The sequence below is a fragment of the Streptomyces sp. Inha503 genome (assembly GCF_047215865.1).
Taxonomy (GTDB): domain Bacteria; phylum Actinomycetota; class Actinomycetes; order Streptomycetales; family Streptomycetaceae; genus Streptomyces; species Streptomyces lycopersici.
The window spans coordinates 8488738-8502912 of record NZ_CP178360.1 but is presented as its reverse complement, the minus strand read 5'-3'; the positions used below and the strand labels follow the sequence as shown (position 1 = coordinate 8502912).

Below are 14175 nucleotides of genomic sequence, written 5' to 3'. Positions count from 1 at the left end.
CGGCGCACGGCGCCTCAGCGCCCGCCCTCAGCGGCTCCCGTGCTCCTCCACAAGCTCCCGCGCACGCTTCACATCGGCCGCCATGCGCTCCAGCAGCGCCTCGATCGAGTCGAACTTCTCCTGGCCCCGCAGATAGGCGAGGAAGTCGACCTCGACATGGAGTCCGTACAGATCCAGTCCGACCCGGTCGATCGCATACGCCTCGACCGTTCGCTCGGTCCCGTCGAACTGTGGATTGGTGCCGACCGAGATCGCCGCGGGCATCGCCTCGCCCTGCGCCGTCAGCCAGCCCGCGTAGACGCCGTCGGCCGGGATCGCGGTGTGCGGCGGCGTCTCCAGGTTGGCCGTCGGGAAGCCCAGCTCACGGCCGCGCTGCGCACCGCGCACCACCACGCCCTCGACCCGGTGCGGCCGTCCCAGGACCTCCATCGCGCCCGTGACATCGCCCTCCGCGACCAGGCGGCGCACCAGCGTGGAGGAGAACGGCTCGCCGCCGCCCGCCTCACCGCGCTCGTACAGGTCGATGACCTCGACCTCGTAGTCGTAGGTGGTGCCGAGCTCGCGCAGGAAGGCCACGTTCCCGGCGGCCTTGTGGCCGAAGCGGAAGTTGGGGCCCTCCACCACGACCCGGGTGTGCAACTTGTCCACCAGTACCTTCACCACGAAGTCGGCGGGGGTGAGCCGCGAGAACTCCGCCGTGAACGGCAGGATCAGCACCGCGTCCACGCCCAGCCCGGCCATCAACTCCGCGCGCCGCTGGTGGGTGGCGAGCAGCGGCGGATGGCTGCCGGGCCGCACGACCTCGCTCGGATGCGGGTCGAAGGTGACCACGACCGCCGGTACGCCCAGCTCACGCGCCCGTGCCACGGCACGGCCGATGATCAGCTGGTGCCCTCGGTGCACCCCGTCGTAGGAACCGATGGTGACGACGCTGCGCCCCCAGTCCTCGGGGATGTCCTCCAAGCCACGCCAGCGCTGCACTTTGCCCGCTCCTCGCCCGAACCATTGACTGTCGACTTCGCAGGTCTAAGACTGCCATGCCCCGGGCGCCCGCCTCGCATCGGTGGCCGCCTCGAGCGCCCGGACAGGCCGGAAAGCCACGGTAGGCGGCCGGTCCCGGCGCGTGCAACGCGGCCCGGAGTCGGCAATCACACACCAGCGCCGCACCGGACGGACCGGGGCTCCGACGGCGTCAACGCCGTCAATGACGTCACGGCGTCATACGAAGACGGCCAGGCTCTTCGCCTTGCCCTTCGACTCCTCCACCAGGGCCAGAAAGCGCCCCTCCGGCCCGAAGACCGCGACCGGCCCCGACCCCGGCCCCGACTCCGACCCAGGCCCCGCTCCCGTCTCCCCCGACGCCATGTCGATCCGCACCCCATTGCCCAGCAACCGGGCCTGGCGCTCGTCCACGTCCCAGCGCGGGAACGCGGCGGCCGCCGCCTCCGCGATGGGCAGGATCTCCAGCGACTCCTCCAGCCGCTCCAGCGTCCTGGCCCCCTCCAGCCCGTACGGACCGACCCGGGTCCGGCGCAGGGCCGTGAGGTGGCCGCCCACGCCGAGCCCGGCGCCCAGGTCGCGCGCCAGGGCCCGGATGTAGGTGCCGGAGGAGCACACCACCGTGACGTCCAGGTCGAGGACGGTGGTGCCGTCCTCCGCCTTGGCCTCGCGGCGGTCGTGGAGGACGAAGGAGGACACGGTCACCGGCCGCGCCGGGATCGCGAACTCCTCGCCCTCCCGCGCGCGTGCGTAGGAGCGCTTGCCGTCGATCTTGATGGCGCTGACCTTCGAGGGGACCTGCTGGATGTCCCCGGTCAGCGCCTCGATCCCGGTCTGGACGGCGTCCGGATCGACCCCGGCGGCACCGTCGGAGGCGGTGATCTCGCCCTCCGCGTCATCGGTGACCGTGGTCTGCCCGAGCCGGATGGTGGCCCGGTACTCCTTCTCGGTCAGCGCCAGATGACCCAGCAGCCGGGTGGCCTTCTCCACGCCGACCACGAGCACGCCCGTGGCCATCGGATCCAGCGTCCCGGCGTGTCCGACCCGCCTGGTGCCGGCGAAGCGGCGCATCTTGGCGACCACGTCGTGCGAGGTGAAACCGGCCGGTTTGTCGACGATCACCAGGCCGTCCGGTGCCCCGGAACCGGCCCTGCCGTTGCGCGTCATACGTCCGCTGAACCCTTGCCGTCCGAGCCGGGCTCGCCGTCCGTGCCGGGCTCCTCGTCGTCCTCCTGGCCGGGCTTGCGGTACGGGTCGGCCTCGCCCGCGTATGCGGCACCCGAGGACGCCTCGCGCACCTGGGCGTCCGCCTCCCTGGCCTTGGCGAGCAGATCGTCGATGGTGCGGGCGTTCTCCGGCAGCGCGTCCGGGACGAACGTCAGGGTCGGGGTGAAGCGCACCCCCGTCTGGCGCCCGACCTCCGACCGCAGCACGCCCTTGGCGCTCTCCAGGGCCGCGGCGGAGGCCGCCCGCTCCTCGTCGTCGCCGAAGACCGTGTAGAAGACGGTCGCCTCCCGCAGATCACCGGTGATCCGGGTGTCGGTGATGGTCACATAGCCCAGCCGCGGGTCCTTGATCCGCCGCTGAAGGGTCTCCGCGACCACGACCCGGATGCGGTCCGCCAGCTTGCGTGCCCGCGCGGTGTCGGTCATGCGTCTTCTTCTCTCTTCTTCGCGTCAGTCATCGATGGCCGGGGGCGCGGTCTGCGACCACCGGTCCGGCCCTCATTCATCATCGCCACCGTGGAACCGCCGTCGCACGGACAGCAGCTCCACCTCCGGCCGCGCCGCCACCAGCCGCTCACAGCGGTCCAGCACCTCCCTGAGGTGGCCCGGGTCCCCGGAGACCATCGCGAGGGCGATCTGGGCCCTGCGGTACAGGTCCTGGTCGCCGACCTCCGCCACGCTCACCGCGAATTTGCGGTGCAGCTCGGCGACGATCGGGCGGACGACGGAGCGCTTCTCCTTCAACGACCGTACGTCGCCGAGAAGCAGGTCAAAGGACAACGTCCCTACATACATGCGGTCCGGGTCAAGCCACCCGTGGGGCCTATGTGATTGCGGGCTTCTCGCACCGTACACGCAAGGGCCGGGGCCGATCGACGGAAATTCCTCCGCCGATCGGCCCCGGCCGCCGCCGCTTGTCAGCCGCGCGGCTTCTCGCGCATCTCGTACGTCGCGATGACGTCGTCGATCTTGATGTCGTTGTAGCTGCCGAGGTTGATACCGCCCTCGAAGCCCTCGCGAATCTCGGTGACGTCGTCCTTGAAGCGGCGCAGACCCTCGATGTTGAGGTTCTCCGCGATGACCTTGCCGTCGCGGACGAGGCGGGCCTTGGTGTTCCGCTTGACCTCGCCGGAGCGGATGAGCACACCCGCGATGTTGCCCAGCTTGGACGAGCGGAAGACCTCGCGGATCTCCGCCGTACCCAGCTCGACCTCTTCGTACTCCGGCTTGAGCATGCCCTTCAGGGCCGCCTCGATCTCCTCGATCACCTGGTAGATGACCGAGTAGTAACGGACGTCCACACCCTCGCGCTCGGCCATCTGCGTGGCACGCCCGTCGGCGCGCACGTTGAAGCCGATGACGATGGCGTCCGAGCCCGTCGCCAGGTCGATGTCGGTCTCGGTGACCGCACCCACACCGCGGTGCAGCACCCGCAGGTCCACCTCTTCGCCGACGTCGAGCTGGAGCAGCGAGGACTCGAGAGCCTCCACCGAACCGGACGCGTCGCCCTTGATGATGAGGTTGAGCTGCTGGACCTGACCGGCCTTGAGCACCTTGTCCAGGTCCTCCAGGGAGACCCGGCGGGTGCGCTTGGCGAACGCCGCGTTCCGCTCGCGGGCGGCGCGCTTCTCGGCGATCTGGCGGGCGGTGCGGTCCTCGTCCACGACGAGGAAGTTGTCACCCGCACCGGGCACGTTGGTCAGACCGAGCACCAGGACCGGGGTCGCCGGGCCGGCCTCCACCACGTTGTTCCCGTTGTCGTCGAGCATCGCCCGGACGCGGCCGTACGCGTCGCCGACGACCATCGTGTCGCCGACCCGCAGGGTGCCGCGCTGGACCAGCACGGTGGCCACGGCGCCGCGGCCGCGGTCGAGGTGGGCCTCGATCGCGATGCCCTGTGCGTCCTGCTCCGAGTTGGCCCGCAGGTCGAGCGAGGCGTCGGCGGTGAGGACGACGGCCTCCAGCAGGCTGTCGATGTGCAGCCCCTGCTTGGCGGAGATGTCGACGAACATGGTGTCGCCGCCGTACTCCTCGGCCACCAGGCCGTACTCGGTCAGCTGACCGCGCACCTTGGTCGGGTCCGCGCCCTCGACGTCGATCTTGTTGACCGCGACCACGATCGGCACATCGGCCGCCTTGGCGTGGTTCAGCGCCTCGATCGTCTGGGGCATCACACCGTCGTTGGCCGCCACCACGAGGATCGCGATGTCGGTCGACTTGGCACCACGGGCACGCATGGCGGTGAACGCCTCGTGACCCGGGGTGTCGATGAAGGTGATCCTGCGCTCTTCGTCGTTGACCTCGGTCGAGACCTGGTAGGCACCGATGTGCTGGGTGATGCCGCCGGCCTCGCCCGCGACCACGTTGGTCTTGCGGATCGCGTCCAGCAGGCGGGTCTTACCGTGGTCGACGTGACCCATGACGGTCACCACCGGCGGACGCGCGGAGAGCATCTCCTCGCCGCCCTCGTCCTCGCCGAACTCGATGTCGAAGGACTCGAGAAGCTCGCGGTCCTCCTCCTCCGGGCTGACGATCTCGACGTTGTAGTTCATCTCGTCGGCGAGAAGCTGAAGCGTCTCGTCGGAGACGGACTGCGTCGCGGTGACCATCTCGCCGAGGTTGAGCATGACGGCGACCAGCGACGCCGGGTTGGCGTTGATCTTCTCCGCGAAGTCGGTGAGGGAGGCACCCCGCGACAGCCGGACCGTCTGGCCGTTGCCGCGCGGCAGCATCACGCCGCCGACCGAGGGGGCCTGCATGGCCTCGTACTCCTGGCGCCTCTGCCGCTTCGACTTACGGCCACGACGCGCCGGACCGCCGGGACGGCCGAAGGCGCCCTGCGTGCCACCGCGGCCACCGGGGCCGCCGGGACGGCCGCCGAAGCCGGGACGGCCACCGCCGCCGAAGCCGCCACCGCCGCCGGGACCCCCCGGACGGCCGGCGAAGCCGCCGCCACCCGGACGACCGCCGCCGCCACCGCCGGGACGGCCGGCGAAGCCGCCGCCACCACCGGGACGACCGCCGCCGCCACCGGGACGACCACCGCCGCCGGGACCGCGACCGCCACCGCCGCCGGGGCCCGGACGCGGGCCCGCGGCCGGACGCTGCGGCATCATGCCCGGGTTCGGGCGCGCGCCACCGGGACCCGGACGCGGGCCGCCACCCTGGGCGCCCTGCGGACGGGGCATCTGGCCCGGAGTGGGACGGGGACCGCCGGGACCGCCCTGGCCACGGCCCGGACCGCCCTGGCCGCCGCCCTGCGGGCGCGGACCGCCGCCGGGCTGGCCGCCGGGACGCGGGGCGCCGCCGGGACGGGGCGCCTGCGGGCGCGCCATACCGGTGGAGCCACCGGAGGTGAAGGGGTTGTTACCGGGACGGGGACCGGCCGGACGGGGACCACCCGGACGCGGACGCTCCTGACCCGGACGCGGGCCACCACGGCCACCCTGGCCGCCGTCGCGCTGACCACCCTCGCGCTGGCCGCCCTGGCCCTGGCCCTGGCCCGGTGCGCCCGGACGGGCGCCGGGGCGCGGACCGGGAGCGGCACCCGGCTTGCCGGGCGCGCCCGGCTTGGCCGCGGCGGGCTTGGGCGCCGGGGTCGGCGGCGCGGTGAACTCGGGCTGCGCCGGAGCCGCCGGCGCGGGGCCCGGCTTGGGGCCGGGGGTCGGACGGGCACCCGGCGTGGGACGCGGGCCCGGAGTGGGCGCCGCGGAGGGGGTGCCGCGCTGGCCCTCGGGGGCACCGGCCGGCTTGGGGCCGGGCGCCGGGGGCTTGGGGGCGGCCGGACGGGCCGCCGCCGCCGGACCCGGGGTCGGCGGCTTGGGCGTCGCCTTGCGCGGCGCCGAGGGCTTACCGGAGGCGCGGCCGGAGCCGTTGCCACCCTGGAAAGCGTCAGTCAACTTGCGCACAACCGGCGCCTCGATCGTCGAGGACGCCGAACGTACAAATTCACCGAGTTCCTGGAGCTTGGCCATGACGACCTTGCTCTCAACTCCGAACTCCTTGGCGAGTTCGTATACCCGGACCTTAGCCACTTCGCTCCTTTTAGGTCCGGGTTGTCGCCGGACCGTCGCTACTTCATGGGCGTACTCATCGCGTACTCATCGAGTGCTCATCGCAATCTCGACCTACTTCCGACTCGCGAGGTACCTGACCGCACGGTGTCCCGTGCCGTTCTTTCAACTACTCAGGGTGTCGCCTGTTCACCCCGCTCGACAAACCGGCGGAGCGCCGTGGTGTCGAGCGCTCCCGGCCCCCTGAAGGCCCGGGAAAAGGCCCGGCGGCGAACCGCCAGGTCAAGGCAGACCCGTGTGGGGTGAACATAAGCACCCCGACCGGGGAGCGTACCGCGCCGGTCGGGGACACAAACACCCTCGACAGCCACGATGCGCAGCAGATCGTCCTTGGCCGCCCGATCCCGGCATCCCACACAGGTTCTCTCAGGGCAGGCACCAGCTCGCGTGCGGCCAGACACTGGTTAAGTCTACCTCCCCGTACCGACCTCACCCCCTGGGGGGAGTGATCGAACCGTCACTCGATTTGGCCCGGATCCCGGGGGATCCGGCCTGAATCAGCCTTGATCACCCGACTGCTCGGTGTCCGGCCGGATGTCGATCCGCCAGCCGGTCAGCCGCGCCGCCAGCCGGGCGTTCTGCCCCTCCTTGCCGATGGCGAGCGACAGCTGGTAGTCCGGCACGGTGACCCGGGCCGAGCGGGCCGCCAGATCGACCACCTCGACCTTGCTCACCCGCGCGGGTGACAGCGCGTTCGCCACGAGCTCAGCGGGGTCGTCCGACCAGTCGACGATGTCGATCTTCTCGCCGTGCAGCTCGGCCATCACGCTGCGGACCCGCCCGCCCATCGGGCCGATGCACGCGCCCTTGGCGTTCAGCCCCGCACGGGTGGACCGGACCGCGATCTTGGTGCGGTGACCCGCCTCACGGGCGATCGCCGCGATCTCCACCGAGCCGTCCGCGATCTCCGGCACCTCGAGCGCGAACAGCTTCTTGACCAGATTGGGATGCGTACGCGAAAGGGTCACCGACGGTCCGCGCACGCCCTTGACGACTCGTACGACGTACGTACGCAGCCGGGTGCCATGGGCGTAGTCCTCGCCCGGGACCTGCTCCTGCACCGGCAGGATCGCCTCGAGACGGCCGATGTCCACCAGCACGTTCTTGGGGTCCTTGCCCTGCTGGACGACGCCGGCGACGACATCGCCCTCCCGCCCCGCGTACTCGCCGAAGGTGATCTCCTCCTCGGCGTCCCGCAGCCGCTGGAGGATGACCTGCTTCGCGGTCATGGCGGCGATCCGGCCGAAGCCGGAGGGGGTGTCGTCGAACTCCTGGGGCTCCTGCCCCTCCTCCAGGTCCTCGGCGTCCTCACGGGCCCATACGGTCACATGGCCGGTGTCGCGGTTGAGCTCCACGCGGGCCCGGCGGCGGCTTCCCTCGGTGCGGTGATAGGCGATGAGGAGGGCCGATTCGATCGCCTCGACCAGCAGGTCGAAGGAGATCTCCTTCTCTCGCACCAGACCCCGCAGGGCACTCATGTCGATGTCCACGGCTACGCCTCCTCCTTGCTCTCGTCGTCGTCGCCCGCGGCCTTGTCCGCGGACTTGCGGTTGAACTCGATCTCCACCCGGGCCTTGGAGATCTCCTCGAAGGCCAGCCGCCTGGCGGTGGGCTTGCGCCCCTTCACACCGGGAACCTCCAGATCGAGGCCCTCGTCGTCCACCGAGACGATCCGGGCCACCAGCTCGTCGCCGTCGGCGAGGCGCGCTCTCATGAGGCGGCCGGCGGCGCGGCGGTAGTGGCGAGGCTCGGTCAGGGGGCGCTCGGCGCCGGGAGAAGTGACCTCGAGGACGTACGCGGTCTGGCCCATGGCGTCCGTGTCGTCGAGGGTCTTGGAGATGTCCCGGCTCAGCTCCGCGCACGTGTCCAGCTGGACGCCGTCGTCGGAGTCCACGACCACTCTCAGCACACGCCGCCGCCCGGCCGGTGTCACCTCGACCTCTTCCAGATCCAGGTCTCGCGCGCTGACGAGCGGTTCCAGCAGTCCGCGCAGCCTCTCGCTCTGGGTGGTGCTCATCCGGGTGACTCCTCGGCCGCGTGTGCTGTTGTGGGAAGGTCGCGTGTCAGGTCAAAGCCTATCTGTTCCGGCGGCGGGCTGACGATTCGGTGGCCGCTGCCGGGCAGACGGCCTCGGCGCGGGTACGCTCGCCTGCTGTGATCACTACCGGCGGCCGGGAGCGGCCGCAGCCCGGAAAGAGGAACGTGTCGATCACCACTCCCCCGCCCCGTGCCACAGCCGCGCCTGACGCGGTGTCCGCGATCCCCGCCGCGTCTGCCGCGTCCGCGGCGTCTTCGGCGTCCGCGTCTTCGGCGTCCGCCGCCTCTTCGGTCCGCGCCGCGCCGGTGACCCGGCGGCGGAGTCTGCTGCTGGGCGGCGGGGCGCTGGGGGCCGTCGCGCTGCTGAGCGGCTGCTCCGACGACCCGGAGTCCCGGCGCGAGGCGGACGGCGGGGCGGACGTCGCGCTGCTGCGGGCGCGGGGCGCGCGGGACTCCACCGCACTCCTCGCGCGCTACGACGCGACCGTGGACGCGCACCCCGCCCTCGCGGACCGGCTGGCGCCGCTGCGGGAGGAGACGGCCCGGCATGTCGCGGTCTTCACTGCCAAGGGCCGGTCCCCCTCCCCCTCCGCGACCATGTCGCGCTCCCCGTCGGCGGGCGGGCGGCGGATGCCCAAGGTCCCGAAGGACGAGAAGCAGGCCCTCTCCGCCCTCGTCCAGGCCGAGCGCCAGACCGCCGACACCCGCACCGCCGCGCTCGCCACCGCGCCGCCCGAGCTGGCCCGGCTGCTGGCCTCCGTCGCGGCCTGCGGCGCCGCCCACGTGTATCTCCTCACGCAGCGCGACACGGACTCGTGATCACGCTCGGGACTACCGGGAAGGGGTACTGACATGGCCGCTCGAGCAGACCGCCCGGCCGTCGGCGAACGCGCCGCGGCGCTCAGGGCCGCGCAGGCGGCGCTCGCCGCCGAGCACGCCGCGGTGTACGGCTACGGCGTCGTCGGCGGGCGGATCGGCGACGACCGGCTCGCGGAGGCGCGCGAGGGCTACGCCGCGCACCGCGCGCGCCGGGACGACCTCGCCCGCACCGTGCGCGACCTCGGCGGCCGCCCCACCAGCGCGGCCCCCGCCTACGCCCTGCCCTTCGCGGTGCCGGACGCGCCCGCCGCGGTGCGGCTCGCGGCCGAGCTGGAGAACCGGGTCGCCGCCGTCTACGCCGACCTCGTACGGGCCTCGACCGGATCGCTGCGCCGCCGGGCGGCGGGCGCGCTGCGGGAGGCGGCGGTCCGGGCGGTGCGCTGGCGGGGCGGCGGCGTAGCCTTCCCTGGGCTCACCGAACGCGCCGCACCGGCCACCCCGTCGGCGTCGCCGAGCGGTGGGTCGGACGGGGTGTGACGTCACTGATGGTGGAGGGGACAGCTCAGGAATGGCATCGGCACCATGGCCAGGCGGCCGCGATACGGACCGCGTCCCCGTGCCGAAGCGGCTTCTGGACGCGCTGAGCGACGACCCCGCGAGCGCCGTGCGGAGCTGGCTGGACGCGCTGCCGAGGACGGCCGAGCGGCAGCTGGCGGCCTGGGAGCTGACCCTGGAGCGGGTCGCGACACCCGGGGGGCGTCGCGGGCTCGTCGCGCTCGTACGGCAGGCGGACGGCACCCCGGCGGCGCTGAAGTTCCCGGTCCCCGGCCCGGACGCGGACCGGGAGCGGGCCGCCCTCGCGCACTGGAACGGCTGGGGCGCGGCCCGGCTGCTGCGCGCCGACCCGGACACCGGTGCGCTGCTGCTCGAGCGGCTGCACGGCGCGGTGTCGCTGCGCTCGCTGCCCGAGCCGAAAGCGCTGCTGGAGGCGGCGGGCACGGTGCGGCGGCTGTGGGTGCCGCCGCCCGAGGCGCATCCGTTCGCGTCGGTCACCGGGCGTACCGAGGAGGAGCACGAGATCCTGCGGGTGCTCGGCGCCGGCGACTGGGCGGCGGACGCCCGTCCGCTCACCGACGAGGCGCTGGAGCTGCGGACGGCGCTGCCCGCCGAACCGCCCGAGGAGGTGCTGCTGCACGGCGCCTTCCGGCAGGGGAAGGTGCTGGCCGGGGAGCGCGCGCCCTGGCTCGCGGTGGGTCCGGCGCCGCTCGTGGGCGAGCGCGCGTACGACCTGGCGCGGCTGGTGCTCGACCGCTGCGAGGACCTGGCCGCGGGACCCGGCCCCGCCGCGGCCGCGCGCCGCCGGGTCGCCAAGCTGGCGGACTCCCTGGACGTCGACCGCGACCGGCTGCGCGGCTGGTCCCTCTACCGCGCCGTCGAGACGGGCCTGCGCCACGCCGCCGCGGGTGACCGCCGCCGCGCGGAGCTGCTGCTGGAGTTCGCGGGCTGGCTCTGACGGGGGCGCTCGGCCCGGCCGGGTACGGCTTTCGTCCCCCGCGGCGCGATTGGGCAGCGGAGGGGGCGGGGCGCGGGCTTCGCCGCCCGGCGCCGCGCCCCCGGCGCCGCCGCGGTCGTCAGCCGGTGGTGGTGAGGCGGGCGACGGCCTCGTCGATGGGGAGATCCTCGCGCTCGCCCGTGCGGCGGTCCTTCAGCTCGACGACGCCGTCCTTCGCGCCGCGGCCCACGACCAGGATGGTCGGGACGCCGATCAGCTCGGAGTCGGTGAACTTCACGCCCGGGGAGACGCCGGCGCGGTCGTCGACCATGACGCGCAGGCCCGCCGTCCCCAGCTTCTCCGCGAGGTCCAGGGCCATCTCGGTCTGGAGGGCCTTGCCCGCCGCGACGATGTGGACGTCGGCCGGGGCGACCTCGCGGGGCCAGCAGAGCCCGGACCCGTCGTGGGTCTGCTCGGCGAGGGCGGCGACGGCGCGGGAGACGCCGATGCCGTACGAGCCCATCGTGACCCGCGCCGGCTTGCCGTTCTGCCCGAGCACATCGAGCTGGAAGGCGTCGGCGTACTTGCGGCCGAGCTGGAAGATGTGGCCGATCTCGATCGCCCGGTCCAGCTCGATGCCCGTACCGCAGCGGGGGCAGGGGTCGCCCGGCTCGACCACGACGACGTCCAGGTACTCGTCGACCTCGAAGTCACGGCCGCAGACCACGTCGCGCGCGTGGGTGTCGGGCTTGTTGGCGCCGGTCACCCAGGCGGTGCCGGGGGCGACGCGCGGGTCGGCGATGTAGCGGAAGGACTTGCCCGCCAGGCCCTGCGGGCCGACGTAGCCGCGCACCAGCTCGGGGCGGCCCTCGAAGTCCTCGGCCGTGACGAGCTCGACGACGGCCGGGGCGAGGTGCTCGCCCAGCTTGCCCAGGTCCACCTCGCGGTCGCCGGGGACGCCCACCGCGGTGATCTCGCCGTCGACCTTGACCAGGAGGTTCTTCAGGGTGGCGGAGGCCGGGACGCCGAGGTACTCGGCGAGGGTCTCGATGGTCGGGGTGTCGGGGGTGTCCAGCTCCTCGAGGGGACCGTGCGCGGCGCCCTCGACCGGCGGCACGGTCACCGTGACCGCCTCGGTGTTCGCGGCGTAGTCACAGTTCGGACAGTCGACGAAGGTGTCCTCGCCGGCCGCCGCCGGGGCCAGGAACTCCTCGGACGCCGAGCCGCCCATCGCGCCGGAGACCGCGGAGACGATGCGGTAGTCCAGGCCGAGGCGCTGGAAGATCCGCTGGTACGCCTCGCGGTGCAGCCGGTAGGACTCGGCGAGGCCCTCGTCGGTGGTGTCGAAGGAGTACGAGTCCTTCATCAGGAACTCGCGCCCGCGCAGCACACCCGAGCGGGGGCGGGCCTCGTCCCGGTACTTGGTCTGGATCTGGTAGAGCATGACCGGCAGGTCCTTGTAGGACGTGCACTGGTCCTTGACCGTCAGGGTGAAGATCTCCTCGTGGGTCGGGCCCAGGAGGTAGTCGGCACCCTTACGGTCCTTGATCCGGAAGAGCAGATCGCCGTACTCGTCCCAGCGGCCGCTCGTCTCGTACGGCTCGCGGGGCAGCAGCGCGGGCAGGAGTACCTCCTGGGCGCCGATGGCGTCCATCTCCTCGCGGACGATCCGCGAGACGTTCTCCAGGACCTTCTTACCGATCGGCAGCCAGGTCCAGATGCCCGCGGCGGCGCGGCGGACGTACCCGGCGCGGACGAGCAGCTTGTGGCTGGCGGTCTCGGCGTCCGCCGGGTCTTCGCGCAGCGTCTTCAGCATCATCGTGGACATGCGCTGGACGTTGACGGCGTGGGCCATGGGGTCTCTCCTGCGTGCGATGGGATGTTCAGGAGGTTAGCCGCACGGGCTGGTTTCCCGGAAATGCGTAAGGCCGCGCGGCACCGGGCCGGGCCTAGCGGCGCAGCGGTAGGGGGGCTCCCATCACGGCGTACGGGCTCGGGGCGCTCGGGAAGAGCACGGGGCGGGCGAGGTCGCGGTAGCCCAGTGAGCGGTAGAGCGCGCGGGCCGGGCTCTCGGTGTCGATCGCGGACAGGATCGAGCGCGGCTCGTCGGCGCCGTCCGTGATGGTCGTGATCAGCTGCCGGCCGATGCCGCGGTGCTGGTACTCCGGGTGGACGTGCAGCTCGGTGATGACGAAACAGTCGTCCAGCCAGTCCTCGTGCCCGGCCGCGCGCAGATACGGCTGGACGACCGTGGACCACCAGTGGGTGCGGTTGTTGGGCATGCCGTAGACGAAGCCGACGAGCCGTCCGGAGGGCGTGGTCGCGCCGAGCGCGCGGGCGCCGGGGCTCTTGAGGTGGCGCAGCACGATGTGGCGTCGTACGCCGACCTCCTCGTCCGTCAGCCCGAAGGCGACGGCCTGGACGTCGAGCGCTTCGTCCACGCGTGCGGCGAGGTCGAGCGGCCCGACGACGATGTCTTCGGGTTCCGGGCTCAGCCCCCCGGGGAGATGCAGCATGGGCGGCACCCTACTGGCCCGTCGATCAGAACAGCACACTCATGAACGCGCCGACTTCCCGGAAGCCGACCCGGCGGTACGCGGCGCGGGCCGCGGTGTTGAAGTCGTTGACGTACAGGCTCACCACCGGGGCGACCTCGCTCAGCGCATAGCGCAGCACGGCCGCCATTCCGGTCTCCGACAGGCCGCGGCCGCGGTACTCGGGGGCCACCCATACGCCCTGGATCTGGCAGGCGTGCGGGGTGGCCGCGCCGATCTCGGCCTTGAACACCACCCGGCCGTTCTCGACCCGGGCGAAGGAGCGCCCGGCGGTGACGAGCTCGGCGACCCGCGCCTGGTAGAGCAGCCCGCCGTCGCCCGCGAGCGGCGAGACGCCGACCTCCTCGGTGAACATCGCCACGCACGCAGGCATGATCACGTCCATCTCGTCCTTACGGACGCGGCGCACCAGCGGATCGGGCGGGACGTCGGCGGGCATCGAGCTGGTGACCATCAGCGGCTGACGGGCGCGGACCTCACGGGCCGGGCCCCAGCTGGGCTCCAGCAGGGACCACAGCCAGGCGGTGGTCTCGGCGGGGCCGACGATGGAGGAACAGCGGCGGCCCGCCCGGCGGGCCCGCTCCGCGAAGCCGCGCACGGCCTCGGGGGTGGCGCAGATGGGCACGAGGTTCGCCCCGGCGTAGCAGAGCGACTCCAGCCGTCCGCCGGAGTACCAGCCCCACATCTCGCCGCCGAGCCGCCACGGGTCCAGGCCGGCGACCTGGACGCGGGCGGCCACGAAGGCGTTCGAGACGGGGTCGCGGTCGAGCACCGCAAGGGCCGCGTCGAGCTCATGGGGCTCGAGAACCCTGGTGGTGGACGTGGTCAGCACGTGTCGGTCTGCCTCACGTGGTGCGGGCCCGCGGGCCGGGGACGTCGATTCTCCAGACTCTACCGCGCAGGCCAAGAGGGCCCCTCACCGCCTTTTCCCCGGCTCGGGTTCACTTCCCACGGCAATTGGATGAGCCCAATGG

At 72.8% G+C, this 14175-nt stretch carries 14 protein-coding genes; 3 read left to right on the top strand and 11 right to left on the bottom strand.

The features are described 5' to 3' along the window. Positions 1-27: 27 nt before the first annotated feature. From ACJX2R_RS36195 to rimP, 8 genes are all read right to left on the bottom strand, one after another. A complete protein-coding gene (locus ACJX2R_RS36195) occupies positions 28-981 on the bottom strand; it encodes a bifunctional riboflavin kinase/FAD synthetase (RefSeq protein ID WP_262705649.1) in 954 nt (317 codons plus the stop codon). Positions 982-1218: 237 nt separating this feature from the next. Further along, a complete protein-coding gene (gene truB / locus ACJX2R_RS36190) occupies positions 1219-2166 on the bottom strand; it encodes a tRNA pseudouridine(55) synthase TruB (protein ID WP_413103521.1) in 948 nt (315 codons plus the stop codon). Next, positions 2163-2651 (bottom strand): 30S ribosome-binding factor RbfA, encoded by a 489-nt coding sequence (gene rbfA, locus ACJX2R_RS36185; protein WP_413103520.1) that lies wholly within the window; start codon positions 2649-2651, stop codon positions 2163-2165. The genes truB and rbfA overlap by 4 nt, the downstream gene beginning before the upstream one ends. Positions 2652-2723: 72 nt before the next feature. Beyond that, a complete protein-coding gene (locus ACJX2R_RS36180) occupies positions 2724-3020 on the bottom strand; it encodes a DUF503 domain-containing protein (RefSeq protein WP_262705646.1) in 297 nt (98 codons plus the stop codon). A 122-nt stretch (positions 3021-3142) separates the two neighbouring features. Continuing rightward, complete coding sequence (infB, locus tag ACJX2R_RS36175; RefSeq protein WP_413103519.1) at positions 3143-6259, bottom strand: translation initiation factor IF-2; 3117 nt, start codon at positions 6257-6259, stop codon at positions 3143-3145. 152 nt (positions 6260-6411) lie between these two features. Then, positions 6412-6699 carry a YlxR family protein gene (locus ACJX2R_RS36170; protein ID WP_262705644.1) on the bottom strand — a complete coding sequence of 96 codons (288 nt, stop codon included), beginning with the start codon at positions 6697-6699 and terminating at the stop codon, positions 6412-6414. A gap of 96 nt (positions 6700-6795) precedes the next feature. Then, a complete protein-coding gene (gene nusA, locus ACJX2R_RS36165) occupies positions 6796-7788 on the bottom strand; it encodes a transcription termination factor NusA (RefSeq protein WP_137979803.1) in 993 nt (330 codons plus the stop codon). 2 nt (positions 7789-7790) lie between these two features. Beyond that, on the bottom strand, positions 7791-8315 hold the full coding sequence (gene rimP, locus ACJX2R_RS36160) for a ribosome maturation factor RimP (protein WP_262705643.1): 525 nt from the start codon (positions 8313-8315) through the stop codon (positions 7791-7793). Between the two features lie 137 nt (positions 8316-8452). Here rimP and ACJX2R_RS36155 point away from each other — a divergent pair, with 137 nt between their 5' ends. Genes ACJX2R_RS36155 through ACJX2R_RS36145 form a run of 3 tightly spaced genes read left to right on the top strand, consistent with a single transcriptional unit; the run spans position 8453 to position 10667 of the window. Next, positions 8453-9154 carry a hypothetical protein gene (locus tag ACJX2R_RS36155; protein WP_413103518.1) on the top strand — a complete coding sequence of 234 codons (702 nt, stop codon included), beginning with the start codon at positions 8453-8455 and terminating at the stop codon, positions 9152-9154. A 33-nt stretch (positions 9155-9187) separates the two neighbouring features. Further along, on the top strand, positions 9188-9691 hold the full coding sequence (locus ACJX2R_RS36150; RefSeq protein WP_262705641.1) for a ferritin-like domain-containing protein: 504 nt from the start codon (positions 9188-9190) through the stop codon (positions 9689-9691). A 31-nt stretch (positions 9692-9722) separates the two neighbouring features. Further along, the gene (locus ACJX2R_RS36145) at positions 9723-10667 is read left to right on the top strand and encodes an aminoglycoside phosphotransferase family protein (RefSeq protein WP_413103517.1); all 945 of its coding nucleotides are present in this window, start codon (positions 9723-9725) and stop codon (positions 10665-10667) included. Positions 10668-10785: 118 nt separating this feature from the next. Here the strand turns inward: ACJX2R_RS36145 and ACJX2R_RS36140 are convergent, their stop codons facing one another. The 3 genes from ACJX2R_RS36140 to ACJX2R_RS36130 form a co-directional block, all read right to left on the bottom strand. After that, on the bottom strand, positions 10786-12501 hold the full coding sequence (locus ACJX2R_RS36140; protein ID WP_413103516.1) for a proline--tRNA ligase: 1716 nt from the start codon (positions 12499-12501) through the stop codon (positions 10786-10788). Positions 12502-12595: 94 nt separating this feature from the next. Next, positions 12596-13162, bottom strand: a complete 567-nt coding sequence (locus tag ACJX2R_RS36135; protein WP_413103515.1) for a GNAT family N-acetyltransferase — start codon at positions 13160-13162, stop codon at positions 12596-12598. A gap of 25 nt (positions 13163-13187) precedes the next feature. Next, the gene (locus ACJX2R_RS36130) at positions 13188-14033 is read right to left on the bottom strand and encodes a GNAT family N-acetyltransferase (protein WP_413103514.1); all 846 of its coding nucleotides are present in this window, start codon (positions 14031-14033) and stop codon (positions 13188-13190) included. Between the last annotated feature and the right edge of the window lie 142 nt (positions 14034-14175).